The sequence below is a fragment of the Sphingopyxis sp. genome, assembly GCF_965279755.1.
In the GTDB taxonomy this organism is placed as follows: Bacteria; Pseudomonadota; Alphaproteobacteria; order Sphingomonadales; family Sphingomonadaceae; genus Sphingopyxis.
Map to the genome: position 1 here is coordinate 1,034,462 of NZ_OZ257261.1, position 25,264 is coordinate 1,059,725.

The window sequence follows — 25,264 nt, forward strand, 5'->3', positions numbered from 1 at the left end:
AGAATGTCGCTCGACATCGATTATTATGAACTGCTGGAAGTCGAGCGGACCGCCGACGACGCGACGCTGAAGGCGAGCTATCGCAAGCTCGCGATGAAGTACCATCCCGACAAGAATCCGGGATGCGGTGACAGCGAGGCGCGGTTCAAGGCGATCAGCGAAGCCTATGACTGCCTGAAGGATCCGCAGAAGCGCGCCGCATACGATCGCTTCGGCAAGGACGGCGTCAATGGCGCGGGCGGCTTCGGCGGCGGCGGCAATGGCGATTTCGGCGACATCGGCGATATTTTCGAATCGATCTTCGGGTCGGCGTTCGGCGGCGGCGGCCGCCAGCAGCGCGGCCCCGCGCGCGGTGCCGACCTGCGCTACGACATGGAAATCAAGCTCGAGGATGCCTTCGCCGGCATCACGCGCGAGATTCAGGTCGACGTCGCTGCACGCTGCGATACGTGCGACGGTTCGGGCGCGAAGCCCGGCACCCAGACCAACCGCTGCTCGACCTGTGCCGGCCATGGCAAGGTGCGCGCGCAGCAGGGCTTTTTCATGGTCGAGCGCACCTGTCCGACCTGTCAGGGCGCGGGCGAAGTGATCGCCGACCCCTGCAATTCATGCCATGGCGAAGGCCGCGTCGACCGGCGCAAGACGCTGACCGTCAATATCCCCGCCGGGGTCGACGAAGGCACGCGCATCCGCCTGTCGGGCGAGGGCGAAAGCGGCGCGCGCGGCGCGGCGCCGGGCGACCTCTATATCTTCCTCCACATGGCGCGGCACAAGGTGTTCGAGCGCGAGGGCACGACGCTGTTCACGCGCGCGCCAATCAGCTTCACAACCGCGGCGCTCGGCGGGTCAATCTCGATCCCCGGCCTCGACGGCAAGAAGCACGACATCGCCATTCCCGCGGGCATCCAGTCGGGCAAGCAGCTCCGCCAGCGCGGCGCCGGCATGCCGGTGCTCAACGGCCGCGGCACCGGCGACCTTGTCGTCCAGATCGACGTCGAGACGCCGACCAGGCTCAGCGCCAAGCAGAAGGAATTGCTGCAGGCATTCCGCGAGACCGAGACCGGCGACGAATGCCCCGCAAGCCAAGGCTTTTTCGGCCGCATCAAGGAAATGTGGGACGATCTGACGGAGTAATCTCCGGGCATTCCTCGTCATTGCGAGGAGCGGAGCGACGAAGCAATCTCCAGCTATCGTCCTGCAAAGCCGATGGCTGGAGATTGCCTCGCTTCGCTCGCAATGATGGGGTTTAAGCGATCTCCATCCTCAGCTCCGCGATCAGCGCCTTCACTTTCGGCAACCGGCCCTCTTCCTCGTCGAGGATCGCGTGGAACGCCTGTCGCTTGATTGCCGCCAGTTCCTCGGCCGTCAGCGTGCCTGCGACGCTGCTCGCGACGATATCGATCAGCCGGTCGGCGCCGTGGAGCCGCCCCCACAGATAGTCGTTCTCGCGGTACGCGCGGCTGAAGAAGGCGCCAAAGCTGTTGAATTCGATCCCCTTCAGCATTGCCGACGCGCCGCCGGTGCGGATTGCGGTCGCGTCCGACGGCGAGATGCGGTCGACCTTGATCGGGTCGAACTCGTCGAACCCCTCGCCCTGCAGCAGCGGCAGCGTCGCGATGTCGTAAAAGGGATAGCCGAGATAGGCGAGAAGCAGCGTCCGCCGGTCGTCCTTCGGTAGCTGCGCAAGACCCTCGGCAACCCGCGCGTCGGCGCCCGCATCGGCGCCGATCAGATCGCGGCGTTCGCCGATCGCGTCGATCCATGCCGCCGGATCGGCGTCGGCGGGCACATCGATGTCCGCCAGCCAGTCGTCGCCCTCGCGCTCCAGATACAGGCCGAGCGCATCATAGATGGCGTCGCGCATCGCATCGCACGCCGGATCGCGCGCATCGCGCTTCGCCTCGACCACCCGGTCGAGCTCGCGCGCGAGGAAACGGAGGCGGCGGATGCGGAAGCCGATGTCATGGATGCGGAAAAAGACTACCGCATCGTCGCTCGCTCCCATGCCCCGCTTGCCGGACAGCCGGTCGAGCCCGCGCGACCGGATCTCGGTCCACAGCGCGTCGCGGCGGTTGCGGCGGTGGATGTCGCCCTCGGGCGGCGCCAGCCGGTCGATCGCGCCGACCAGTTCCTCGACCACCGAAGACAGCTTCAAATGGCCATAGGGCGCATAGGAAAAACCCGCGCGCGCCGAAGCCTGGTCCTGCGCCTTCGCGCGCCATTTCTGCAATCGCGCGGGCGTCGGCGTGTCGAGAAAGAAGGTCGTGCCGAACAGGGCGGCGACCTGTTCCTCGACCTCGACCTTCATCGCATCGACGATATGCTGCATGCGGCGGATACGGCGCGACATGCCCTCGATCGCCTCGACACTCTCGCGGATCGGCTGCTCGCGCGGAATTTCCGAGAGCGCGCCGAGGATCGTCGACAGGAAGCCCGGCAGCTTCGCCTCCTCGCCTTCCGCCGCCCCATTTGCACCCGCCTCCCCCGGCTTGCCGAAGCTGATCGAGCGGAAGTCAGGCTTGGGGTCGATATAGACGAAGCGCCGGTCGATCTCGCGCCGCGCCGGGCGCTGCTTGAGCGCCGCGATCGCGGGGCGGAAGGGGGCGTTCGCCAGCACCGAGCCGTCGATCAGCACGCGATCGGCCGGATCGCCCTCACCCCCCGCGGGCAACTGCGCGCGGATGAAGGCGTCGCGCTGCGGCCAGTCGATCCCGCGCTTGCCGAGCACGCGGTCGAGTTCGCGGAGCGTGAAGGGCGGGAAGGCACCCGGAAAGCTTGCGGTGGCGCGCGCCGCCGCGGCGAGCGACGGGACGTCTCCCAGCCCCCTGCCCGCGCGCACGTCCTGCCGGAAGCGCAGGATCAGCCGATGCTCCTCCTCGGTCACGCGCGGCGGGCTGTTGAGCGACAGGAACGTCTGGTGCCCCGCATAGTCGGTGACGGAAACGAACAGGTCGACCGGCTGCCCCGCAGGGACCAGCGCGGGTCCGACCGGACCCTTGTCCATCGCGTCGAAGGCGTCGAGCAGCAGCCCCGAAAAAGTCTCGCCCCCGAAAGGCGGCTCGAACCAGCGCGCGCGCACCAGCCGCGACAGCTTGGCGCGCACCTCGTCCTGTGCGCCTTCGCCGACGGTGCGGTCGATAACGTTGCCGCGCTTCTTCATCATCCAGCCGGCGATCGGCACCGCCCAGAATTTGGTTGCCGCCGACAGCGGCCGCGCGTCGGGATCGAGCAGATAGTCGACGTCGGCGTCCTTCAGCCACAGCTCGGTCAGCGGATCGAGCGACTGACCGCTCGCGATTGCCCGCGCCAGAAAGATGCCGTTGATCCCCCCCGCGCTGGCACCGGCGATAATGTCGGCCAGCACGCGCAGCTTGACCCCGCCCTTGTCGGCAAGCGCCGCGAGCAGCTCGCCATAGATGCGCCCCGATCCGGTCTGCGGCGATCCTTCGTGAAAGGCACGCGACGCCGCGGCAAGCCGCCAGACCTCTTTCGTGATGCCGTGCATGTAAACGGCAAGGCTGATCCCGCCGTAGCAGATCAGGGCGAAGCGTAGTTCCTTCTCGCGCATCGCGCGCCTGATAGCGCGCTTTGACGATTGTGGCGAATATTACACGGCCGCCGGCTTATCGACATGCATCCGGCTTCTTCTCTTGCATTTGCGAATCGATCGCATTAGCGGCAGCTCCGAAAACAGGAGCGATCATGAATCGCAAATGGATCGCCGCCGCGCTGCTCTCCAGCACGCTTCCCTTCCCGGCCTTCGCGCAGGATAATGCGCCTGCCGATGACGCCGCCGCGCAGGACGACAGCATCGTCGTCACCGCCGCGCGCACGATCCTGCCGCCGAACGCGCTGCCGCTGACGATCGACATCATCGGCAAGGATGCGCTTGACCAGCAACTCGCGATCGCGGGTTCGGTCACCGACGCGGTCGCGACATTGACCCCCAGCTTCTCGCCGACTCGCCAGAAGCTGTCGGGCGCGGGCGAGACGCTGCGCGGGCGCTCGCCGCTCTATGCGATCAACGGCATTCCGCAGTCGACCCCGATGCGCGACGGCAGCCGTGACGGCTTCACGATCGACGGCTTTTTCGTCGACCGCGTCGAGCTGATCTACGGCTCGAACGCGCTGCAGGGGATCGGCGGCACCGGCGGCATCGTCAATCAGGTCACTGTCGGTGCGCCGAAGGAAGAGGGGATCGGCGGCCGCGTCCTGCTGCAGGGCACCGCCGATGACGGCTTCAGCAAGGACGGTCTCGGCGGCAAGATCGCCGGATTGATCCAGTACAAGGCCGGCCGCTTCGACGCGACGGTTGGTGCGGCGTTCGAAAAGCGCGGCGCCTTCTACGATGGCGAAGGTCGCCGCGTCGGGCTCAACCTGACGCAGGGCGAAACGCAGGATTCGAAGACACTCTCGCTCTTCGCGCGTCTCGGCTATGAGCTGTCGCCGACCGCGCGGCTCGACCTGATCGCCAGCCGCTTCGAACTCAAGGGCGATGGCGACTATATCGCGCTTGCGGGCAACCGTCTGACCGGCGTTCCGACCAGCGCGGTGCGCGGCATCCCGCCAGGCGAATCGGCGCAGAACCGCACCGAAAGCGTCGCTCTGTCGCTGACCGACACCGACCTTGGCGGCGGCAATTTCGTGAGCCAGATCTTCTTCAACCGCAGCCGCGACACCTTTGGCGGCGAGGTCGCGACGCAGGCGACCTTCCAGGATCCCGCGCTCGCGCCGGTCGGAACGCTGTTCGACCAGTCGCAGAACCGCAGCCGCAAGCTCGGCGGCAAATTCAGTTACGAGCGCGCAGTCCCGGGCTTCGAGGCCCTGACGCTGACGATCGGTTTCGACGCGCTGTTCGACAAGACCGAACAGGCTTTGATCGCGACCGGGCGCGTCTGGGTACCGCCGAGCGATTTCCGCAGCCTCGCGCCCTTCGGGCAGGCGAACCTCAAGCTGATGGGCGGCCTCGTTCGCGTCGCCGGCGGGGTGCGCTGGGAGAATGTGAAGATCAGGATCGACGATTATCACACGCTCGCCTCGACGACCTTCCGCGCCTGTTCGGCGACCGTGACGACGAACTGCGGCCCGTCAACCTATGGCGGCGTCGATGTCGCGGGCGGCAAGCCGACGTTCAAGGACCTGCTGATCAACGGCGGCGTGATCGTCGAGCCGTGGGACGGCATCCGCGCCTATGCCAGCTATGCCGAGGGCTTCACCGTCCCCGACATCGGCCGCATCACGCGGGCGGTGAGCACTGCGGGCGTCGACATCGACAGCTTCCTCGACATCTCGCCCGTCGTCTCGAACAACCGCGAGATCGGTGTCGAGCTCAAACGCGGCCCACTCGACGCGACCGCGACCTATTTCTGGTCGTCGAGCGACAAGGGCCAGCTGCTGATCGCGCGTCCCGACCGCATCTTCGACGTCCAGCGCCAGCGGGTCGAGATCGAGGGGATCGAGGTCACCCTGCGCGTCGCGATGCCGATCGACGGGCTCAAGCTCGGCGTCGGCTACGCGCATCTGAAGGGCAAATACGACAGCGATAGCGCGAACCCCGACGGGATCGTCGATACCGACCTCGACGGCACCAACATCTCGCCCGACCGCCTGAATCTGAACGCGTCGTACAACAAGGGCACGCTGTCGGCGCTGATCCAGACGCAATTCTTCCTCGACCGCACCTTCCACGGCAAGGCGAACCCCGACCAGCGCAACAATTTCGGTGGCTATAACGTCACCGACGCCAGCATCCGTTACCAGACCGGCTTCGGCGGCCTCAGCTTCAGCGTGCAGAACCTGTTCGATAAATTCTATATCGACTATTCGAGCGACACGCGGCTGCCGACCGACAATCTCGCCTATTTCGCGGGACGCGGCCGGACCTTCATGCTGGGGTGGGATTACCGGTTCTAGACATGATGAAGCTCCTCGACACGCTGCACCGCTGGACGGGAGGCCTGATCGGCCTCGTGCTCGCGCTCATGGGCCTGTCGGGCACGATCCTCCTCTATGAACATCTGTGGATCGGATTGCCGGGCACCGGCGATCCGCTGCGCGGCGACCTGCCGACGGTTGCCGCGACCACCGAAAAGCTAATGGCCACGCCCGGCGCACAGGGCATCATCTATGCCGACGAGCGCTTCGGTCTGCTGCAACTCCGGTTCGGCAAGGAGGCTGGCGCCTATGCCAGCCAGTCGGGCGAGATCGTCACCCGCTGGGCGAGCCAGTGGGAACGGCCCGAGATCTGGATCTTCGATTTCCACCATCATCTCTTCGCCGGCGACAGCGGCGAATGGGTGATCGGCATCGCGGGCCTTGCCGGCATCTTCTTCGTGATCACCGGCGCGATCCTGTGGTGGCGCACGCGCAAGACCTTCCAGCTTCGCCTGTGGCCGAAACGGATGAGCCGCCCGTCGATCGTCTGGCACCATCGCGACATCGGCATTATCGCCGCGCCGCTGCTGCTGATCTCGGTCGTCACGGGTACGATGATGATCTTCCGGCCGTTCGCGCTCGGCGTCGTCGCGCCGTTCGGCCCGATGGCCGAAACCGCAAAGGCGCTCGATCCGCCGAAATTCAAGGGCGGGCCGCTCGCCGATAAGCCCGATTACACCGCGATGCTCGCCGAAGCGCGCCGCCGCTTCCCCGACGCCGAGTTCCGCATCCTCAGCCTGCCGCGGGGGCCCGGCGACCCGATCAGCCTGCGGATGAAACAGCCCAGCGAATGGCTCCCCAACGGCCGCACGAGCATCGCCTTCGACGCCGCGACGGGCGAAGTCCTCGCGGCGCGCGATGCGCTCGCGCTGCCGAGCGGGGCGCAGGCGTTCAACATGGCGTTCCCGATCCACGCGTCGAAGGTCGGCGGCTTGACCTGGCGCATCCTGCTCACGATCTCGGGGCTCGCGATGACGATGCTCGGCAGCTTCGCGGTGTGGACCTTCTGGTTCCGGCGGCCGAAGCCCGCGAAGCGCCCCTTAAAGAAAGCGGCATTGGCATCCATCTAACCCGTCATCCCGGACTTGATCCGGGATCCACCGCTGCGCTGACACCGTGGACCCCGGATCAAGTCCGGGGTGACGAAAGAACGGGAGAGGTCGCCCGCGGCGCTTTCCTATTCTACCCGCCGCCCTATATCCTGCCCAGTTCATGACCCGCGCCCGCGTCCTCCTTTTGACCGCCGCCCTCGGCCCGCTCGACTATCGCGTGCCCTATGGCAGCGAAGCCCCGCTCGGCAGCGTCGTCGTCGTGCCCTTGGGCCCGCGGCGGATGGGCGGTGTCGTGTGGGAGGACGAAAGCTTCGGCGCGCCCGAGCCCGTCGGCGACAATCGCCTGCGTAATCTGTTCGAGGTCGTACCGGTGCCGCCGGTCCCTGCCCCCTTACGCAAGCTCGTCGAATGGACGAGCGGCTATTATCTCGCGCCGCCCGGATCGGTGCTGCGCATGGTGCTGCCCGGCGCGGCCTTTGCCGATGCGCGGCGCCCCATCGTCGAATATCGCGCCACCGGCGAGCTGCCCGCGCGGATGACGCCGCAGCGCACGGTTGCGCTCGAAAAGATCGGCACGCGCCAAGGCATCGTCCGCGAACTCGCTGCGATGGCCGAGGTCAGCGAGGCGGTGATCCGCGGGCTCGTCCAGACCGGCGCGCTCGAAGCAATCAGCGTGTCGGCCGACCAACCCTACCCGGAGCCTGACCCGACCTTTGCGCCTCCTGACCTCTCCGACGAGCAAACCGTGGCGGCGGCGCAGCTTCGCGAGGCGGTCGACGCAGCGAAGTTCGAGACCTTGCTGCTCGACGGCGTCACCGGGTCAGGCAAGACCGAAGTCTATATGGAGGCGATCGCCGCGGCGATCGACGCCGGCAAGCAGGCGCTGGTGCTGCTCCCCGAAATCGCACTGACCGAGCCGATGCTGACGCGCTTCGCCGCGCGCTTCGGTTGCGAGCCCGTCGCCTGGCACTCGGGCCTCCGTTCGACCGAACGCCGCCGCGCCTGGCACAGCATCGCCGCGGGTGAGGCGAAGATCGTCGTCGGTGCACGCTCGGCGCTGTTCCTGCCCTATGGCAATCTCGGCGTGATCGTCGTCGACGAGGCGCATGAGACGAGCTTCAAGCAGGAGGACGGCGTCCATTACCACGCGCGCGACGTCGCGGTGATGCGCGGACATTTCGAGGGGCTGCCGGTCATCCTCGCGAGCGCAACCCCCGCGCTCGAAAGCCTCGCGCAGGTCGAGGCTGGCCGCTACCGCCACATCGTCCTCCCTGCGCGCTACGGCGGCGCGACGATGCCCGACCTTGCCGCGATCGACATGCGACAGGATCCGCCCGACCGCGGACGCTGGCTCGCACCGCCGCTCGTCGAGGCGCTCGCCGACCGGTTGGCAAAGGGTGAGCAAAGCCTGCTCTTCCTCAACCGCCGCGGCTTCGCGCCGCTGACGCTCTGCCGCACCTGTGGCCACCGCATTCAGTGCCCGAACTGCACCGCGTGGATGGTCGAGCACCGGCTCGTCCATCGCCTCGCCTGCCATCATTGCGGGCATGTGATGCCGCCGCCGCGCCTCTGCCCCGAGTGCGAGGGCGAGGACAGCCTCGTTGCCTGCGGCCCGGGGGTCGAACGCGTCGCCGACGAGGTGAGCTTACGGTTTCCCGAAGCGCGCACCGCGATCGTCACCTCGGATACCTTGTGGTCACCCGCGAAGGCGGCCGAATTCGTCGATGCGGTCGAGGGTGGACTCGTCGACATCATCATCGGCACGCAGCTCGTGACCAAGGGCTACCACTTCCCGAACCTGACGCTCGTCGGCGTGGTCGATGCCGACCTCGGCCTCGACGGCGGCGACCTGCGCGCCTCCGAACGCACTTTCCAGCAGATCGCGCAGGTCGCGGGCCGCGCCGGCCGCGGGGTCAAGCCCGGCGAGGTGCTGATCCAGACCCGCGTCCCCGATGCGCCCGTGATGGCCGCACTCGTCGCCAACGACCGCGACGGCTTCTACGCCGCCGAGGCGGCAGCGCGGAAATTTGCCGGCGCCCCTCCCTACGGCCGCTTCGCCGCGCTGGTGATCTCGTCGGAGGATATCGAGGTCGCGCGCGGGGTGGCAAAGCGCCTCGGCGAAAAGGCACCGGTCGCCGAGGGCCTCGCCGTCTATGGCCCGGCCCCCGCCCCGCTCGCGATGCTCCGCGGCCGCCATCGCTTCCGCCTGCTGCTCCACGCGCCGCGCAGCTTCGATCTGCAAGGCGCAATCCGCGAGTGGGTCTGCCGCATCGACTGGCCCTCGAAGGCGCGGCTGGCGATCGACATCGACCCCTACAGCTTTGTGTAAAGAAGCGAGGGCTTTACTCGCCTCCGGCGCGATGGCAGCATCGCGGCGATTGTTGGGGCGGGGGCGCAGACATGAAAAGAGCCGTTTGGGGTGTGGTGACGGTTTGGGCGCTGGCGGCGACGACCGTCCCCGCCGAGGCGAAATGGCTGCGCGCCGATACCGACAGCTTCATCATCTATAGCGAGAGCAATGAAAAGGCGCTGCGCGAGTTCGCACAGAATCTGCAGCGCTTCGACTCGACGCTCCGCCTCGTCTTCAAGGTCGAGACCGAGGGCGAGGACAGCAAGCTGCCGATCTATCTGCTCCCCGCGAGCGAGGATGTCGCCGAACTGGCGACGGGATCGCGCAAGTCGCCGATCGGCGGCTTCTATCGTCAGGACCGCGACGGCGCCTTCGCGATGTCGAACCGCGAAAATGACAATCTCGGCAAGGGCACCTCGGCCTCGCAGCAAGTCCTGTTCCACGAATATAGCCACCATTTTATGAAGCGGCATCTGCGCGCCGCCTTTCCCGGCTGGTTCATCGAAGGCTTCGCCGAATATTATTCGACCGTCGATTTCGACAAACAGGGTCACGCGATGATCGGCCAGCCGGTCTATCGCCGTGCCTATGGCCTGCTGATGCAGCCGAAGATTCCGGTCGAGCGCGTCATCATGGAACCGCCGAGTGCGATGCGTACTAATGGCCAGACCGACGTCTATTACGGCCGCGCGTGGATCCTGACGCACATGCTGTTTCATAACCCCGCCCGGCCGAACCAGCTCGGCACCTATGTCAATGCGATCAACGCCGGGACCGAGCCGAAAAAGGCGGCGACCGACGCCTTCGGCGACCTTGCCGTGCTCGACAAGGACCTCAACCGCTACATCGAAGGCAGGCTGTCTTACCGCACGACGCGGGATCCGGTGCCGGTGTCGGCGAACATCACGATCACGCCGCTGTCGGCCGACGAGGATGCGGTGATCCTGCTGCGGCTCGAGCGGATGAACGCACGCGGCGACAAGGCGCGGATGGTCAAGGCGCGCGACGCCCTGCGCGCGCTGGCGGCGAAGCTGCCCGCCAACCCCGACGTGCAGTTCGAGCTCGCTGCCGCCGAGTGGGAGATCGACGAAGATCGTGACCTCGCTGCGATCCGCATCGCACTCGGCAAGGTGCTCGCGGCGAAGCCCGACCATGTGCGCGCGAACGTGCTGCTCGGCCGACTCAACGTCTATGAGCTCTATGACAAAGGCTCGGACGATCCCTCCGCGTGGGGCGCGGCGCGGAAGCCGATCACGCTTGCCAACCGCACCGACCCGAACGACGCCGTGCCGCTCTACGCCTATTTCGAGAGCTTCACGATGCAGGGCAAGCGCCCGCCCGACATCGCGATCCAGGGGCTGGAACGCGCCTTTTCGCTGACGCCCGAGAATATCGAGATCCGCGTCTCTTACGCGTTCGCGCTCGCCAATCTGGGCGATTTCGAACCGGCGCTGCGGCTCGCCAAGACCGTCGCCTTCGACCCGCACGACAATGGCCGTGGCGAAGTGATGCTGGCACAGCTCGAAAAGCTCCGCGACCGAGGCGCCGGCGGCAGCAAGGATGCCGCCGCCGAAGGCACCGACTAGAGCTTAATAATCGGGTTCGGCGCCGCCGAGCACCTGCTGCGCCTGCCCGGTGAGCCACGCCATCGCCGCCGCCCAGGGCTGGTGGCCATGGCTGATCCGCGCGACGCCCAGGCCTGCGAGCTCCTTGTGCGTCGGACCGTCCTTGCCGCGCAGGATATTGACCGGAAGCGGCGATCCTTCGCAGATCGCGCCGATGCACTTCGGATCGAGCAGGAAAGGCACGAACAGCGACCCGGCCCCCGCATCGGCGTAGGCGCGCGCGCGTTCGAGCGTCGCGGCGACGAGCGCATCGCCATCCTGCGCCGCATTCTGACCGCGAAAGCTGTCGCAGCGCGCATTGACGAAGATGCCGGTATCGGCGGCAGCGCGATAGCGGGCGACCGCTTCGGCAATCGCAAGCTGCGCATTCTGCCCCGGCAGCCGGTCCTCCATGTTGATCCCCGCCGCGCCAGCGTCTTTCGCGCGGCCGACCGAAACCCCGACCGCAGCCGGATCGGCGCCATAGCCCGATTCCATGTCGATCGTGACCGGCAGGTCGGTGACCGACAGGATGCGGCCGAGATTCTCGAACACATCCTCGAGCGGGAAATCCTCGCCGTCATTGCGGCCCTGCGCGCCCGCGACGCCATAGCTGCCCGTCGCGATTGCCTTCGCGCCCGCCGCCGCGACCGCTTTCGCGCTCCCCGCATCCCAGATGTTGACGAGGATCAGCGGATCGCCCGGCACATGGAGCGCGCGGAACCGGGCCACTTTGTCAGTCATTTGCTTTCCCTTTTCAGAAGCTCGCGCTTGATCGGCAGGCCATAGGCATAGCCACCGAGCGATCCGTCACTGCGTACCACGCGGTGGCACGGGATCAACACCGCCACGTTATTCGCACCGTTCGCGCTCCCCGCCGCGCGCACCGCCTTGGGCTTGCCGACCGCGGCGGCGATGTCCGAATAGCTGCGCGTCTCGCCCGCCGGAATCTTGCGCAGTTCGCGCCATACGGCTTCCTGGAAGGCGGTGCCCTTCACGTCGATCGGGATATGGTCGAAGCCGCTCACCGGGGCCTCTACCGCCTCGATGACCTGCGTCAGCAGCGCCGAAAACGCCTCGCCGCCCTCGACCAGCTCGGCCGCGGGGAAGCGCTCCTCGAGCGCCTCGCGCCCCTCGTCGAAGCTCAGGCGGCACACGCCTTTCTCTGTGGCCGCGACCAACATCTCGCCAAGACTGGTCGGCACGACACCCCAATGGATCGTCGCGCCCTTGCCGCCGTTCACCCACGCCGAAGCCGTCATACCCATGCGTCCCTCCATATTCTCGTAGAAGCGCGACGGCCCTGAAAAGCCCGCGTCGTAAATCGCGTCGGTCACCCGGTTGCCCTCGCTCAGCGCCTGCCGCGCGCGCTCTTCGCGGAGGGCACGGGCATAGGCCGCGGGCGAGAGGCCCGCGTGGCGGGTGAATACGCGCTGGAAATGCGTCGGCGAATAGCCGGTGCGCGCGGCGAGGTCGGCGAGCGCGAGCGGTTCCTCGCTCGCCTTGATCGCCTGAATCGCGGCAAGCACGGCCCCCTCGTCGCGCGCGACATCGTCGGGCAGGCAGCGCTTGCAGGGGCGGAGCCCCGTTTCGCGCGCCGCCGCACCGTCGGCGAAGAAGCGGATATTGTCGCGAAGCGGATGCCGCGCGGCGCAGCTCGGCCGGCAATAGATGCCGGTCGTGAGCACGCCGGTGACGAAGCGCCCGTCAAGCGCGCGGTCGCGGCGCAGCACCGCCGCCCAGCGATCGTCGTCGGTCATCAGGTCGCTGCTCATGCTGCATCCCTTTCGATCCGCGCGGCGAAACAGCCGGCAGCGGCGTTGTGCGCGTCGATATAGGCAATGCGGTCGTCGGCGAACAGGTCACGGATCGCGCCGTCGCTCTCGCCCGCCCCCGCCAGCCTTGTGTCCTGCAGCAACCCATCGGCGTCGAATGCGCGCATCGCGATGACCCGGTCGTCGAACACCGAAGGCGTCGCATCGCGATAGCTCGCGGCCGGCACATCCCGCCGGACGAAGATGGCATAGGCGCTGCGATAGGGCGTCGCGACATCGTGGCTGGTGTGGTGGAGCAGAATCAGATCTTCTCCGGCGCGAGCATTCTCCAGACTGATCCGGCACGGGAAGCCATGGTCGGCGGTCGCGGTGACGCGGCGCGCATTGATCGCGGCCAGCGCGTCGTCATCCAGATCGAACAATCCGGCGAAGGGTTCGGGGTCGAGGCCCCGGATCCTGTAGGTCATGTCTCATCCTTTCTCTTTCGATGACCCATGACTGCCACACCCGGCGCAGGCCCGCGTCCCGATGCTTGCGTTCAAAGTTTAGCGCCAACTGTATTGCTGTATTATAACATTGACTCACCATATATGTTGCGGCACATTCGCGGCAACATCGGGGAGCAGGCCATGGCGACCATCGACGCATCCTTCGCACCATCTCGGCCCGCGCGCGGCGCCGACTGGCTCGGACGCGCGGCGACCTTCTGCTACCTTTCGATCGCGGCCGGGCAGCTGCTCTTCACTGCCTTCATCCTGCTCTTCTATTATCCCTCGTCGCTCTCGGGTGATTTCGCCGCGTGGAACAGCAAGCCGCTGATCAAGGGCTTCGTCGCGGGCGATGCCGGCGGCAATCTGTTCTTCGCCGTCCATGTGCTGATGGCGGCCGTCATCACCTTCGGCGGGCTGGTCCAGCTTTTGCCCCGGGTCCGAAGCCGGTGGCCCGCGGCCCACCGCTGGAACGGCCGGCTTTATCTGGCCAGCGCGCTGATGCTCGCACTCGGCGGGCTGTGGCTGACGTGGGGCCGCGGCACCTGGCTCAACCTGACCGGCGCGGTCGGGATCAGCCTCGACGCGTTCCTGATCCTCGCCTTCGCCGTAATGGCCTATCGCAGCGCCCGCGCGCGCCGCTTCGTCGAACATCGCCGCTGGGCGCTCCGCCTCTTTGCGGTCGCAAGCGCGGTGTGGTTCATGCGCGTCGGCTATATGGCGTGGGGGATCGCTACCGGCGGTGCCGGGATCGGCAAGACGATGGACGGCCCCTTCGACCTGTTCCTCGCCTTCGCCAATTCGCTGCTGCCACTTGCCGTGACCGAACTCTATCTGCGCGCCGGAGCGCATGGAACACCCGCCGCGAAAAAAGGCGTCGCGGCGCTGCTCGCGGTCAGCGCCCTCGTCATCCTCGCGGGCAGCGCCGGGGCGTGGATGATGATGTGGGGTCCATATATCTAGCTTCGCTTGCCTTCGCGGGCCCAGCGGCTAGGGTCGCCGCCATGACCCGCCTCCTTGCGCTCCTGCTCGCCCTCCTCACCGTCTCCGTCTCGCTTCCGGCCCGCGCCGCCGACGATATCAGCGCTTCCTCGCGCAGCGTCGTGCGTGTCGTCACCGTCGCGATGGTCGATGGCGAGGTTGTCGGCTTCGGCCACGGCAGCGGCATCGCGATTTCCCCGACGCGCATCGTGACCAACGCGCATGTCGTCGAATCGGCGGTCAAATATCCCGGCAATGTCGCGCTCGGCGTCGTCCCGTCGGAAGGACAGAAAAGCTATGCGGGCAAGCTGATCGCGGTCGACACCGCGCGCGACCTCGCGCTGATCGAGATCAGCGGCACCCGCCTGCCCGCCGCCGCCATCTATTCGGGACCGATCGATTCGGGCGCCGACGTCGTCGCGCTGGGCTATCCGGGCAATGTCGATCTGGCGACCGCGCGCAGCGCCAACGACTATATCACCCCGCGCACCCCGGTGCGCAGCGAGGGCAATCTGTCGAACATGCAGGCGGTCGACGGGGTCGCGATGCTCGTCCACACCGCCAAGATCTCGCGCGGCAATTCGGGCGGGCCGCTCGTCGACCAGTGCGGCCGCATCGTCGGGATCAACACCGCGATCACCCGCGCCGACGACGGCGATTCGCCGTTCGCCTTTGCGATTTCTACCCGCGAGCTGTCGCAATTCCTGGCGGATGCCGACCAGCAATATAGCTCGATCGGCACGCCTTGCCTGTCGATGGCGGAAGCCGACGCGCGCGACCGCGCGGCGCTCGATGCCGATGCACGCAAGACCGCCGAAGCCAATGCCGCGAAAGACGCCGCCGCCGCGCTCGACCGCCAGCTCAAGCAGGCGCGCGCCGAGGAAGAAGCACTCGACGCGCGCGAGAACCGCATCGCGCTCGCCGGCGTGCTGTTCGTCATCGGCGCGCTCGCTGCGGGCGCGGGGCTGATGTTCTATAGCCAGAAGAATATGCGCAACGCGAAGATCGCGGGCGGTGCCGGCGCGGCGCTGATCGTCGTCGCCGCGATCCTGTTCGTGACGCGGCCCGACGCGCATGCCGAGGTCAAGGACGATCCGAAGGCGGCGGCGCCGACCGAGGCACCGAAAATCGCCGGGGGCCAGTTCCTCTGCACGATCCGCCCCGACCGCAGCCGCATCACCGTGTCGGCGACCACCGACGTGCCGGTGAAGATCGCCGCGAACGGCTGCGTCAACGACCGCACCCAATATGCGCAAGGGGCCGACGGCCACTGGCAGCGTATTCTGGTTCCGAACGAGGAAGCGACGGTAACGGTCGCCTCGCTCGATCCGACGGGTAAAGAATATCGCGTCGAACGCTATCTGCTGGACGCCGAGACGATGACCAAGGCACGCGAGATTCGTGCGGGCGTGACGCTGAAAAGCTGCACCGCCGACGCCGACGCGCTTGCGGGACTCGCGACGCAGCAGGAGGCGATCCGTTCGGTCCTGCCCGCCGCCCCGAACGAGCGCCTCGTCTATCAGTGCCAGAAGGCGGCGGCAGGACTTACGCCGGCGGCCGCGCCTTGAGCGACAGGCGCTGAGCATATACGCGCACGCGTTCGCTGACACCGACGGCAACCATATCGACCAGCGGGGTGCGTTCGTCCGTTAACGACCGGTTGCGGATATTAGCGTTGAGGGCGGCTGGGCCACGATCCAGACCCGACAGCGGCGACTACTTCCGCGACTGTAATAGGGACGGTTGTGTCAGGTGGTCCCCATCGCCGCATCGCCCAGAACCCCGTCGCGAGCAGAACGACGGCTATGACAAATCCCCAGAATGCGGACAGGCCGGTCATGCCTGCGACTGCGCCGCCAATGACTGCGGCAGGAATGATGACCAGTCCATTCCAGAGAGAAAACCCCTCTGGTCCGAAGTGTTCGCTCCAATGCTCGTGGAGGTGAGTTAAGTCCGTCCCGAACCGCTCATGCACGCTGTTGAAGAAGTCCACGGCATCGTCGCCGTCCATACCAAAGTCATGAAGCAGCCGGTCTGAAAGGTTCAACTTGTTACGGGTCAGACCGCGTTCGTGAGCAAGGAGATCGATGACTTCATAGGAGTGGTCGCTGATTGACATTGCCTATGCTGGCCCATTCGATAGCCATTTGGCAATGGCCGCTTCCCACCCCTAAGCCGACATCGCCTTCAAATAGGCCTTTCCTACATTATCCGCCTGTGTCAGCCTTTATCCCGCTCTTTTCACTTGGTGACAAAAGCGATTGCGATCCGGTGCGTTTGCGGGCGCGGCCACGGCAATGCGCGTCGACCCGTTCGATACGCCGCAAGGTCGCAAACCCGCCGTGCGCATAAGGCTGAACTTTCCTGAACTTTGGAAAATGGCCATGCGGTCCTTGCCCGCCCTGATATTGAATCAGAGGTTTATCCCCCGCACGCCTTGAACAGCATCAGCGTCCGCTCGCGCGCCAGCGCTTCGCTCGGCTCGTGATAATCCTTGCGCCGGTCGCTGTTGAACCCGTGGCCCGCCTCATAGACGAAGATCTGCGCGGTGGGGTGCGCCTTCGCGATCAGCGCCTCGACGCCTTCCATCGGGATGCCATCGTCGAAGCGGCCGAAATGGGCGATCGTGGCGCAGACGGGCGCCTCGTCCTTGAACATCGTCGGGACGAGGCTGCCATAATAAGAAGACGCCGCGGCAAGGTCGGGGCTGAGCTGCGCCATCCGCCACGCAACCGACCCGCCATAACAATAGCCGGTGATGAACACCGGGCCTTTCGCTTTCAACGCGTCGATGCAGGTCTGCGCATCCTTCAGGCTCTGCTCGAACGGATGCAGCTCGCGCGCCAGTTGGACCGCGCGCTGGAACTGGTCGCCCGAATAGTCGCTCTCGAACCCCGGATGCTCGCGGTCGAACAGCGCCGGCGACAGCACCTCATAGCCGTCGGCGGCATATTCGTCGCACAGCTCGCGGATATGGTCGGTGACGCCGAAAATCTCCTGAATGAGGACAAGCCCGCCGCGGCGCTCTCCCTCGGGCTGTGCATGATAGACGGCAATCGCGGCGCCATCGTCCATCGTCATCCGGATCATCTCGCCCATGGTCTTTCCTCTGCTCCCGTCCCGACCGGACGCGTCGGGTTCCGGTCCTGCCTTCGCCTGATCTTTGAAGAAAGAACGGTCCTTCGACAAGCGGACATGGAGAAGACATGGGATCGTATGGGATAAGTCCCCACCCCCGCCTTGCATTGCGCCGGAATCGTTGCTACGCGCGCCGCGACTGCACAGCGGGGGTGTCTTCGGACGTCATGAAAATCCGCTCGGCCATCCCCCAAGGGATCGTAGAAAAGGACTTTCACGCGTGGAGAATTCCGGCGGCATTCAAGGCAACATCACGGCGGGCCTCGCGGGTCGCTATGCCAGCGCGCTGTTCGATCTGGCGCGCGAATCGAACGCGATCGACAGCGTTCAAAAGAGCCTCGCGACGCTGAAGACGGCGCTCGTCGATTCGGCCGATCTTGCCGCGCTCGTGTCGAGCCCGGTTGTTGGCCGCGCCGACGCCGCGAAGGCGATCGAAGCCGTCGCCAAGGCGCTGAAGCTCGATTCGCTGACCACCAAATTCCTCGGCGTGCTCGCCGAGAATCGCCGCCTCGGCGACGTCGCGGGCATGATCGACGCTTATAATGCGATCGTCGCGAACCACCGCGGCGAAGTGACCGCAAAGGTCACCAGCGCGCATCCGCTGAGCGCCGAGCAGCTGAAAGCGCTCGCCGCCAACCTCAAGACCCGTGTCGGCCGCGACGTCCAGATCGCGACCACCGTCGACCCCGCCATTCTCGGCGGCCTCGTCGTCCAGCTGGGCAGCCAGCTGATCGACGGCAGCATCCGTACCCGTCTCAACAGTTTCGCCCAGGCGATGAAGGGCTGAAAGCCCGTACGCCCAATTTGCCCGATGAAAGGCTAAACCATGGAAATCCGCGCCGCTGAAATCAGCAAGGTCATCAAGGACCAGATCGCCAATTTCGGCACCGACGCAACGGTCAGCGAGATCGGCTCGGTGCTGTCGGTCGGTGACGGCATCGCCCGCGTCCACGGCCTCGACAACGTCCAGGCCGGTGAAATGGTCGAATTCGCCAACGGCGTGAAGGGCATGGCCCTGAACCTCGAATCCGACAACGTCGGCATCGTGATCTTCGGCTCGGACAGCGAGATCAAGGAAGGCGACGTCGTCAAGCGGACCGGCACGATCGTTGACGTTCCCGTCGGCAAGGGCCTGCTCGGCCGCGTCGTCGATGGCCTCGGCAATCCGATCGACGGCAAGGGCCCGATCAAGGCCGACAAGCGCATGCGCGTCGAAGTGAAGGCGCCGGGCATCATCCCGCGCACCTCGGTTCACGAACCCGTCCAGACCGGCCTCAAGGCGCTCGACGCCCTCGTCCCCGTCGGCCGCGGCCAGCGCGAACTGATCATCGGCGACCGCCAGACAGGCAAGACCGCTGTCGCGATCGACACCTTCATCAACCAGAAGCAGGCCAACGCCGGCGACGATGAATCAAAGAAGCTGTACTGCATCTACGTCGCTGTCGGCCAGAAGCGCTCGACCGTCGCGCAGATCGTCCGCCAGCTCGAAGAAAATGGCGCGATGGAATATTCGATCGTCGTTGCCGCGACCGCGTCGGAGCCCGCTCCGCTGCAGTATCTCGCACCCTACACCGGGGTGACGATGGGCGAATTCTTCCGCGACAACGGCATGCACGCCGTCATCGTTTATGACGATCTGTCGAAGCAGGCGGTCGCCTATCGCCAGATGTCGCTGCTGCTGCGCCGCCCGCCGGGCCGCGAAGCCTATCCGGGCGACGTTTTCTATCTCCACAGCCGCCTGCTCGAGCGCGCTGCAAAGATGAACAGCGACAATGGTTCGGGTTCGCTCACCGCGCTGCCGATCATCGAAACGCAGGCTGGCGACGTTTCGGCGTACATCCCGACCAACGTGATTTCGATCACCGACGGCCAGATCTTCCTCGAAACCAACCTGTTCAACGCCGGTATCCGTCCCGCAATCAACGTCGGCCTGTCGGTGTCGCGCGTCGGCTCGGCCGCACAGACCAAGGCGATGAAGAAGGTGTCGGGCTCGATCAAGCTCGAGCTCGCGCAGTATCGCGAAATGGAAGCCTTCGCGCAGTTCGGTTCGGACCTCGACGCCTCAACGCAGAAGCTGCTCAACCGCGGCGCGCGCCTGACGCAGCTGCTGAAGCAGCCGCAGTTCCAGCCGATGCCGTTCGAGGAACAGACCGCGTCGATCTTCGCCGGCACCAACGGCTATCTCGACAATGTCGCGACGACCGACGTGTCGCGTTACGAGCAGGCGATGCTCGCCTATCTGCGCAGCGACCATGCCGATGTGCTGAAGACGATCCGCGATACCAAGGACCTTGGCGACGACGCCAAGAAGGGTCTGGTCGCGGCGCTCGACGCGTTCGGCAAGATTTTCGCATAAGCCAAGTTACCGTGAGCCCGGCCACCAGCGCCGGGCTGACGAACAAGAGGGGCCGTAATGGCATCGCTTAAGGAACTCAAAGGGCGCATCGTCTCGGTCAAATCGACCCAGAAGATCACCAAGGCCAAGAAAATGGTCGCCGCCGCCAAGCTTCGCAAGGCGCAGGCCGCGGCCGAAGCCGCGCGTCCCTATGCCGAGCGTCTCGAAGGCGTCGTTGCCAGCCTCGCGTCGAAGGTCGGCGCGTCGGATTCGGCGCCGAAGCTGCTGTCGGGCTCGGGCAAGAGCGACACGCATCTGCTGGTCGTGCTCAACAGCGACCGCGGCCTCGCCGGTGCGTTCAACTCGAACATCGTCAAGGCCGCGCGCGACAAGGCACTCGAGCTGCAAGCGCAGGGCAAGAAGGTCGCCTTCTTCCTCATCGGCCGCAAGGGTCGCCCGGTGATCGCCCGCCTGTTCCCCGGCCAGATCATCGAGCAGTACGAAACCACCGGTATCCGCGACATCGGCTTCGAGCAGGCCCATGATGTTTCGGCGAAGGTGATGGAGCTGTTCGAAGCAGGCGCCTTCGACGTTGCGCACCTCTTCTATTCGAAGTTCCGCTCGGCGCTTCTGCAGGAAGCGACCGGCCAGCAACTGATCCCCGTTCCCGCCCCGGCCGAAGCGCCGGCGTCGAGCGGTGCAGCGGTCGAATATGAGCCCGACGAGGAGGCGATCCTCGCCGACCTGCTGCCGCGCAACGTCACCATCCAGATCTTCAAGGGCCTCCTTGAAAACGCCGCGTCCGAGCAGGGTGCGTCGATGACCGCGATGGACAATGCGACGCGCAACGCGGGCGACCTGATCAACAAGCTGACCATCGTTTACAACCGCACGCGTCAGGCGGCGATCACCACAGAGCTCATCGAAATCATCGCTGGCGCCGAAGCGCTGTAAGCTATCCAAGCAAGGAAGAAACCAATGGCTACCGCTCCCGAAAAGAAGGCCCCCGCCAAGAAGGCCGCCGCGCCCAAGGCTGCTGCGCCGAAGAAGGCCGCAGCTCCGAAGGCCACTGCAACGGCCGGCACCGCGACGGGCCGCGTCGCGCAGGTCATCGGCGCCGTCGTCGACGTCCAGTTCACCGGCACCCTGCCCGCCATTCTGAACGCGCTGGAAACCGACAACAACGGCAACCGCCTCGTTCTCGAAGTCGCGCAGCACCTCGGTGAAAACACCGTCCGCACCATCGCGATGGACGCGACCGACGGCCTGACCCGCGGCCAGCCGGTTCGCGACACCGGCGCGCAGATTACCGTGCCCGTCGGCCCGCAGACGCTCGGCCGCATTCTCAACGTCATCGGCGACCCGATCGACGAACGCGGTCCGGTCAACGCCGGCATGTCGGCTCCGATCCACGCCAAGGCTCCCGAATTCGTCGACCAGTCGACCGAAGCCGCGATCCTCGTCACCGGCATCAAGGTCATCGACCTGATCGCCCCCTATGCAAAGGGCGGCAAGATCGGCCTGTTCGGCGGCGCCGGCGTCGGCAAGACCGTTCTCATTCAGGAACTGATCAACAACATCGCCAAGGGCCACGGCGGCGTGTCGGTGTTCGCGGGCGTCGGTGAACGCACCCGCGAAGGCAACGATCTGTATCACGAATTCCTCGACGCCGGCGTTATCGCCAAGGACGCCGACGGCAACCCGACCCCCGAAGGATCGAAGGTTGCGCTGGTGTTCGGCCAGATGAACGAGCCCCCGGGCGCCCGCGCTCGCGTCGCCCTCTCGGGTCTGACGATGGCCGAATATTTCCGCGACCAGGAAGGCCAGGACGTTCTGTTCTTCGTCGACAACATCTTCCGCTTCACGCAGGCGGGTTCGGAAGTGTCGGCACTGCTCGGCCGTATTCCGTCGGCCGTGGGCTATCAGCCGACCCTGTCGACCGACATGGGCGCGCTGCAGGAACGCATCACCTCGACCACCAAGGGTTCGATCACCTCGGTGCAGGCCATTTACGTTCCCGCGGACGATCTTACAGATCCGGCGCCGGCAACCTCGTTCGCTCACCTCGACGCGACGACGACGCTGAACCGCGCGATTTCGGAACTGGGCATCTACCCCGCGGTCGATCCGCTCGATTCGACCTCGCGCGTTCTGACCGCCGCGACCGTCGGTCAGGAGCATTACGAGACCGCCCGCCGCGTTCAGGAGACGCTGCAGAAGTACAAGTCGCTGCAGGACATCATCGCGATCCTCGGCATGGACGAACTGTCTGAAGAAGATAAGCTGGTCGTCGCCCGCGCGCGCAAAATCCAGCGCTTCCTGTCGCAGCCGTTCCACGTCGCCGAAGTCTTCACCGGCATCCCCGGCAAGTTTGTCGCGATCGAAGACACGGTGAAGTCGTTCAAGGCCGTCGTCGACGGCGAGTACGACCACCTCCCCGAAGCCGCCTTCTATATGGTCGGCGGCATCGAGGAAGCAGTCGCCAAGGCCGCCAAGCTGGCTGCCGACGCTGCGTAAACCCTATAGCCCTCCCGCTCCGGCGGGAGGGATTGAGAGACTGATATGGCTCTGAAGTTCGAACTCGTCACCCCCGCCCGTCTTGAGCGGTCGAGCGACGTCTATATGGTCACCGTGCCGGGCAGCGAGGGCGACTTCTCGGTGCTCGAAGGCCACGCGCCCTTCATGGCGACGCTGCGCAACGGCCCGCTGACGATTTATGCCACCAATGGCGCGACGCCCGAGACGATCGAAGTCGAAGGTGGCTTTGCCGAGGTGAACGAGGCCGGTCTGACCGTCCTCGCCGAGCATATCGCAAGCTGAAGTTTCCGCCGTCCACGCGGATCAAGAAGCCCGCATCCCGCAAGGATGCGGGCTTTTTTGTGCCCGCGACCGACGACGGGCGGCATTAGGATAATGTCAAAGTTTCCGGTTTATTCACCGTGTCGGATGGGGGTTTGACCACGAATTCGGCCAATCTCCGCTCGTACAGATTCGAAGCAGGATGATGACATGAGTGCATTCGGACGCCGACCCGGTACCGCTGGCCGCCCCGCCTTTGGCGTGGCGAAGCCGATGCAGACTGGCGCAGGCATGGGTGGCGGCTCGCAATTCCCTGCCATCGAAACGCCCGAGCCGGCGCCGCCGCCGATTCCGTCGAACCTGACCCCCGAAGAAGAGGCGATGGAGCGGCTGAACCAGCGCTCGACCGCCGACATGGCCGAGCCCGAAAAGGCGCAAGGGTTCGAGGCGAGCGTCCACAAGATCAAGGAACAGGTGCTGCCGCGCCTGCTCGAACGCGTCGATCCCGAGGCGGCCGCGACGCTCAGCAAGGACGAGCTGACCGAGGAATTCCGCCCGATCATTCTCGAAGTGCTCGCCGAACTCCGCATCACGCTCAACCGCCGCGAACAATTCGCGCTCGAAAAGGTTCTCGTCGACGAACTGCTCGGCTTCGGACCGCTCGAAGAGCTGCTGTCCGACCCCGACATCTCCGACATCATGGTCAACGGCCCCTACCAGACCTATATCGAAAAGAAGGGCCAGCTGGTCATTGCGCCGATCCAGTTCCGCGACGAACAGCATCTGTTCCAGATCGCGCAGCGCATCTGCAACCAGGTCGGCCGCCGCGTCGACCAGACCACGCCGCTTGCCGACGCCCGCCTCAAGGACGGCAGCCGCGTCAACGTGATCGTCCCGCCGCTGTCGCTGCGCGGCACCGCGATCTCGATTCGTAAATTCTCGGCCAAGCCGATCACGCTCGACATGCTCTGCCAGTGGGGCGCGATGAGCCAGAAGATGTGCACCGCGCTGAAGATCGCGGGCGCCAGCCGCTTCAACATCGTCATCTCGGGCGGTACGGGTTCGGGTAAGACGACGATGCTCAACGCGCTGTCGAAGATGATCGATCCCGGCGAACGCGTGCTGACCATCGAGGATGCCGCCGAACTTCGTCTGCAGCAGCCGCACTGGCTGCCGCTCGAAACGCGCCCCGCGAACCTTGAGGGCAATGGCGCGATCCACATGGGCGACCTCGTCAAGAACGCGCTGCGTATGCGTCCCGACCGCATCATCATGGGCGAAGTCCGTGGCGCGGAATGTTTCGACCTCCTCGCCGCGATGAACACCGGTCACGACGGTTCGATGTGTACGCTCCACAGCAACAGCCCGCGCGAATGCCTTGGCCGTATGGAGAACATGGTTCTCATGGGCGACATCAAGATCCCGAAGGAAGCGATCTCGAAACAGATCGCCGACTCGGTCGACCTGATCGTCCAGATCAAGCGTCTGCGCGACGGCTCGCGCCGCGTCACCAACGTGACCGAGGTGATCGGCATGGAAGGCGACGTCATCGTCACGCAGGAATTGTTCAAGTTCGAATATCAGGACGAGGACAAGGACGGGAAGATCATCGGCGAATATCGCGCGATGGGCCTGCGTCCCTATACGCTGGAAAAGGCCCGCCAGTACGGCTTCGACCAGCCGTATCTTGAGGCCTGCCTCTAACCCCTCAGCGCGAACGCCGTCGCGAAGATCGCGATCGCCGCCGAGGCGAGCGCGATCCCGCGCCACGGCATAAAGCCGACGTTATCGACGTCGCGGCGGTTGTTGCGGCGCCAGTTGGCGACCTCGGCGATGCCGAACAGCGCCGCAGCGCTGATCCCGATCGTCAGCATCGACCCTTGCATTGACGCGCATCCCTTCGCAAACAGGGGCATATTCCCCCCAAGAAAGAGGTGCCGATATGCGTCATTTTCGTCCCGTTGCAATAGCCGCGTTGCTGACCGCCGCCGTTGCCGCCTGCAGCGCGCCCGCGCCCGACGCGACCGCGAAGGACAGCGCGGCCAAGCCCGGCGACGCGATCGCCGCCGCGGTCGCCGCGCCAACCCGTTCCCCGGCGAACATCGCGCGCGACAAATATCGCCACCCCGCCGGAACGCTCGCCTTCTTCGGCGTGAAGCCCGGCGACACGGTGGTCGAACTGTGGCCCGGCGGCGGCTGGTACACCGAAATCCTCGCGCCCTTGTCAAAGGCAGGCGGCGGCACCCTCTATGCCGCCGCGCCGTGGGAAAAGGGCCTGAACCGGCTCAAGGAATGGCAGGGCGCCAAGCCCGACGTCTATGGCGCGCTCAAGCTCGCCGAATTTCCAGCGACCGGTGCCGGGCCGAAAGTCCCCGACGGCAGCGCCGATTTCGTCCTGACCTTCCGCAACATCCACAACTGGCGCTTCGGCGGCAAGGACAACACCGCCGAGGCCTTTCGCCAGATCTATGCGATGCTGAAACCCGGCGGTGTGCTGGGCATCGAGGAGCACCGCCTGCCCGAAGACATGGATTCGGCGCTTGAGGAAAAGAGCGGCTACATGAAGCGCTCGTCGATCGTCGCCTTTGCCGAGGCGGCCGGTTTCAAGCTCGCGGGCGAGAGCGACATCAACGCCAACCCCAAGGACACACACGACTATCCCGACGGGGTGTGGACGCTGCCCCCGACGCTGACCAAAAAGGATGTCGATCGCGACAAATATCTGGCGATCGGCGAATCGGATCGCATGACGATCAAATTCGTGAAGCCGGCAAGCTGAGCCGCCATCTCGAATCGATCGACCCCGCG

Annotated in this window: 21 protein-coding genes; 14 read left to right on the top strand and 7 right to left on the bottom strand. The window is 65.8% G+C overall.

What is annotated here, in order from left to right:
* The first annotated feature begins 3 nt into the window (after positions 1-3).
* Positions 4-1,134, top strand: a complete 1,131-nt coding sequence (gene dnaJ, locus ACQY80_RS05060; RefSeq protein WP_428684260.1) for a molecular chaperone DnaJ — start codon at positions 4-6, stop codon at positions 1,132-1,134.
* A 112-nt stretch (positions 1,135-1,246) separates the two neighbouring features.
* On the opposite strand, the gene ACQY80_RS05065 is transcribed toward dnaJ, so the two are convergent.
* Positions 1,247-3,568 carry a patatin-like protein gene (locus ACQY80_RS05065; RefSeq protein ID WP_428684262.1) on the bottom strand — a complete coding sequence of 774 codons (2,322 nt, stop codon included), beginning with the start codon at positions 3,566-3,568 and terminating at the stop codon, positions 1,247-1,249.
* A gap of 134 nt (positions 3,569-3,702) precedes the next feature.
* Here ACQY80_RS05065 and ACQY80_RS05070 point away from each other — a divergent pair, with 134 nt between their 5' ends.
* From ACQY80_RS05070 to ACQY80_RS05085, 4 genes are all read left to right on the top strand, one after another.
* Entirely contained in the window at positions 3,703-5,913 is a 2,211-nt protein-coding gene (locus ACQY80_RS05070; RefSeq protein WP_428684264.1) for a TonB-dependent receptor, read from the top strand.
* 5 nt (positions 5,914-5,918) lie between these two features.
* Positions 5,919-7,004 carry a PepSY-associated TM helix domain-containing protein gene (locus tag ACQY80_RS05075; protein ID WP_428685755.1) on the top strand — a complete coding sequence of 362 codons (1,086 nt, stop codon included), beginning with the start codon at positions 5,919-5,921 and terminating at the stop codon, positions 7,002-7,004.
* A gap of 142 nt (positions 7,005-7,146) precedes the next feature.
* Complete coding sequence (locus ACQY80_RS05080; protein ID WP_428684266.1) at positions 7,147-9,315, top strand: primosomal protein N'; 2,169 nt, start codon at positions 7,147-7,149, stop codon at positions 9,313-9,315.
* A gap of 71 nt (positions 9,316-9,386) precedes the next feature.
* Positions 9,387-10,922: a hypothetical protein gene (locus ACQY80_RS05085; protein ID WP_428684268.1), complete on the top strand. Its 1,536-nt coding sequence runs from the start codon at positions 9,387-9,389 to the stop codon at positions 10,920-10,922.
* Positions 10,923-10,925: 3 nt separating this feature from the next.
* On the opposite strand, the gene ACQY80_RS05090 is transcribed toward ACQY80_RS05085, so the two are convergent.
* From ACQY80_RS05090 to ACQY80_RS05100, 3 genes are read right to left on the bottom strand one after another with little or no spacing between them, the layout of a single operon-like run.
* Positions 10,926-11,684, bottom strand: coding sequence for an isocitrate lyase/PEP mutase family protein (locus tag ACQY80_RS05090; RefSeq protein WP_428684270.1), 759 nt, complete (start codon positions 11,682-11,684; stop codon positions 10,926-10,928).
* Positions 11,681-12,715: a bifunctional DNA-binding transcriptional regulator/O6-methylguanine-DNA methyltransferase Ada gene (gene ada, locus ACQY80_RS05095; protein ID WP_428684272.1), complete on the bottom strand. Its 1,035-nt coding sequence runs from the start codon at positions 12,713-12,715 to the stop codon at positions 11,681-11,683. Before ada ends, ACQY80_RS05090 begins: the two co-directional genes overlap by 4 nt.
* On the bottom strand, positions 12,712-13,182 hold the full coding sequence (locus ACQY80_RS05100) for a DUF1203 domain-containing protein (RefSeq protein WP_428684274.1): 471 nt from the start codon (positions 13,180-13,182) through the stop codon (positions 12,712-12,714). Before ACQY80_RS05100 ends, ada begins: the two co-directional genes overlap by 4 nt.
* Positions 13,183-13,344: 162 nt before the next feature.
* On the opposite strand from ACQY80_RS05100, the gene ACQY80_RS05105 reads away from it, so the two are divergent.
* Complete coding sequence (locus tag ACQY80_RS05105) at positions 13,345-14,166, top strand: DUF2306 domain-containing protein (RefSeq protein ID WP_428684276.1); 822 nt, start codon at positions 13,345-13,347, stop codon at positions 14,164-14,166.
* Between the two features lie 41 nt (positions 14,167-14,207).
* The gene (locus ACQY80_RS05110) at positions 14,208-15,752 is read left to right on the top strand and encodes a S1C family serine protease (protein ID WP_428684278.1); all 1,545 of its coding nucleotides are present in this window, start codon (positions 14,208-14,210) and stop codon (positions 15,750-15,752) included.
* Positions 15,753-15,853: 101 nt separating this feature from the next.
* Here ACQY80_RS05110 and ACQY80_RS05115 read toward each other — a convergent pair whose 3' ends face one another.
* Both ACQY80_RS05115 and ACQY80_RS05120 read right to left on the bottom strand, forming a co-directional pair.
* The gene (locus ACQY80_RS05115; RefSeq protein ID WP_428684280.1) at positions 15,854-16,303 is read right to left on the bottom strand and encodes a hypothetical protein; all 450 of its coding nucleotides are present in this window, start codon (positions 16,301-16,303) and stop codon (positions 15,854-15,856) included.
* 302 nt (positions 16,304-16,605) lie between these two features.
* Entirely contained in the window at positions 16,606-17,283 is a 678-nt protein-coding gene (locus ACQY80_RS05120; protein ID WP_428684282.1) for a dienelactone hydrolase family protein, read from the bottom strand.
* 259 nt (positions 17,284-17,542) lie between these two features.
* On the opposite strand from ACQY80_RS05120, the gene ACQY80_RS05125 reads away from it, so the two are divergent.
* The 6 genes from ACQY80_RS05125 (at position 17,543) to ACQY80_RS05150 (ending at position 24,160) form a co-directional block, all read left to right on the top strand.
* Positions 17,543-18,109, top strand: coding sequence for a F0F1 ATP synthase subunit delta (locus ACQY80_RS05125; RefSeq protein WP_428684284.1), 567 nt, complete (start codon positions 17,543-17,545; stop codon positions 18,107-18,109).
* Between the two features lie 39 nt (positions 18,110-18,148).
* A complete protein-coding gene (gene atpA / locus ACQY80_RS05130) occupies positions 18,149-19,678 on the top strand; it encodes a F0F1 ATP synthase subunit alpha (protein ID WP_428684286.1) in 1,530 nt (509 codons plus the stop codon).
* A 57-nt stretch (positions 19,679-19,735) separates the two neighbouring features.
* Complete coding sequence (locus ACQY80_RS05135) at positions 19,736-20,611, top strand: F0F1 ATP synthase subunit gamma (RefSeq protein WP_428684288.1); 876 nt, start codon at positions 19,736-19,738, stop codon at positions 20,609-20,611.
* Between the two features lie 24 nt (positions 20,612-20,635).
* Entirely contained in the window at positions 20,636-22,174 is a 1,539-nt protein-coding gene (atpD, locus tag ACQY80_RS05140) for a F0F1 ATP synthase subunit beta (protein ID WP_428684290.1), read from the top strand.
* A 45-nt stretch (positions 22,175-22,219) separates the two neighbouring features.
* On the top strand, positions 22,220-22,477 hold the full coding sequence (locus ACQY80_RS05145; protein ID WP_428684292.1) for an ATP synthase F1 subunit epsilon: 258 nt from the start codon (positions 22,220-22,222) through the stop codon (positions 22,475-22,477).
* 189 nt (positions 22,478-22,666) lie between these two features.
* Positions 22,667-24,160 carry a CpaF family protein gene (locus ACQY80_RS05150; protein WP_428684293.1) on the top strand — a complete coding sequence of 498 codons (1,494 nt, stop codon included), beginning with the start codon at positions 22,667-22,669 and terminating at the stop codon, positions 24,158-24,160.
* Here the strand turns inward: ACQY80_RS05150 and ACQY80_RS05155 are convergent.
* A complete protein-coding gene (locus tag ACQY80_RS05155; RefSeq protein WP_428684295.1) occupies positions 24,157-24,342 on the bottom strand; it encodes a hypothetical protein in 186 nt (61 codons plus the stop codon). The genes ACQY80_RS05150 and ACQY80_RS05155 overlap by 4 nt on opposite strands.
* Before the next feature lie 56 nt (positions 24,343-24,398).
* Here ACQY80_RS05155 and ACQY80_RS05160 point away from each other — a divergent pair, with 56 nt between their 5' ends.
* Positions 24,399-25,235 (top strand): class I SAM-dependent methyltransferase, encoded by an 837-nt coding sequence (locus tag ACQY80_RS05160; protein ID WP_428684297.1) that lies wholly within the window; start codon positions 24,399-24,401, stop codon positions 25,233-25,235.
* Positions 25,236-25,264: the final 29 nt, after the last annotated feature.

Coding starts and splice junctions, on each gene's coding strand:
- dnaJ (WP_428684260.1), top strand. CDS start 4: ATGTCGCTCGACATCGATTATTATGAACTGCTGGAAGTCGAGCGGACC.
- ACQY80_RS05065 (WP_428684262.1), bottom strand. CDS start 3,568: ATGCGCGAGAAGGAACTACGCTTCGCCCTGATCTGCTACGGCGGGATC.
- ACQY80_RS05070 (WP_428684264.1), top strand. CDS start 3,703: ATGAATCGCAAATGGATCGCCGCCGCGCTGCTCTCCAGCACGCTTCCC.
- ACQY80_RS05075 (WP_428685755.1), top strand. CDS start 5,919: ATGAAGCTCCTCGACACGCTGCACCGCTGGACGGGAGGCCTGATCGGC.
- ACQY80_RS05080 (WP_428684266.1), top strand. CDS start 7,147: ATGACCCGCGCCCGCGTCCTCCTTTTGACCGCCGCCCTCGGCCCGCTC.
- ACQY80_RS05085 (WP_428684268.1), top strand. CDS start 9,387: ATGAAAAGAGCCGTTTGGGGTGTGGTGACGGTTTGGGCGCTGGCGGCG.
- ACQY80_RS05090 (WP_428684270.1), bottom strand. CDS start 11,684: ATGACTGACAAAGTGGCCCGGTTCCGCGCGCTCCATGTGCCGGGCGAT.
- ada (WP_428684272.1), bottom strand. CDS start 12,715: ATGAGCAGCGACCTGATGACCGACGACGATCGCTGGGCGGCGGTGCTG.
- ACQY80_RS05100 (WP_428684274.1), bottom strand. CDS start 13,182: ATGACCTACAGGATCCGGGGCCTCGACCCCGAACCCTTCGCCGGATTG.
- ACQY80_RS05105 (WP_428684276.1), top strand. CDS start 13,345: ATGGCGACCATCGACGCATCCTTCGCACCATCTCGGCCCGCGCGCGGC.
- ACQY80_RS05110 (WP_428684278.1), top strand. CDS start 14,208: ATGACCCGCCTCCTTGCGCTCCTGCTCGCCCTCCTCACCGTCTCCGTC.
- ACQY80_RS05115 (WP_428684280.1), bottom strand. CDS start 16,303: ATGTCAATCAGCGACCACTCCTATGAAGTCATCGATCTCCTTGCTCAC.
- ACQY80_RS05120 (WP_428684282.1), bottom strand. CDS start 17,283: ATGGGCGAGATGATCCGGATGACGATGGACGATGGCGCCGCGATTGCC.
- atpA (WP_428684286.1), top strand. CDS start 18,149: ATGGAAATCCGCGCCGCTGAAATCAGCAAGGTCATCAAGGACCAGATC.
- ACQY80_RS05135 (WP_428684288.1), top strand. CDS start 19,736: ATGGCATCGCTTAAGGAACTCAAAGGGCGCATCGTCTCGGTCAAATCG.
- atpD (WP_428684290.1), top strand. CDS start 20,636: ATGGCTACCGCTCCCGAAAAGAAGGCCCCCGCCAAGAAGGCCGCCGCG.
- ACQY80_RS05145 (WP_428684292.1), top strand. CDS start 22,220: ATGGCTCTGAAGTTCGAACTCGTCACCCCCGCCCGTCTTGAGCGGTCG.
- ACQY80_RS05150 (WP_428684293.1), top strand. CDS start 22,667: ATGAGTGCATTCGGACGCCGACCCGGTACCGCTGGCCGCCCCGCCTTT.
- ACQY80_RS05155 (WP_428684295.1), bottom strand. CDS start 24,342: ATGCAAGGGTCGATGCTGACGATCGGGATCAGCGCTGCGGCGCTGTTC.
- ACQY80_RS05160 (WP_428684297.1), top strand. CDS start 24,399: ATGCGTCATTTTCGTCCCGTTGCAATAGCCGCGTTGCTGACCGCCGCC.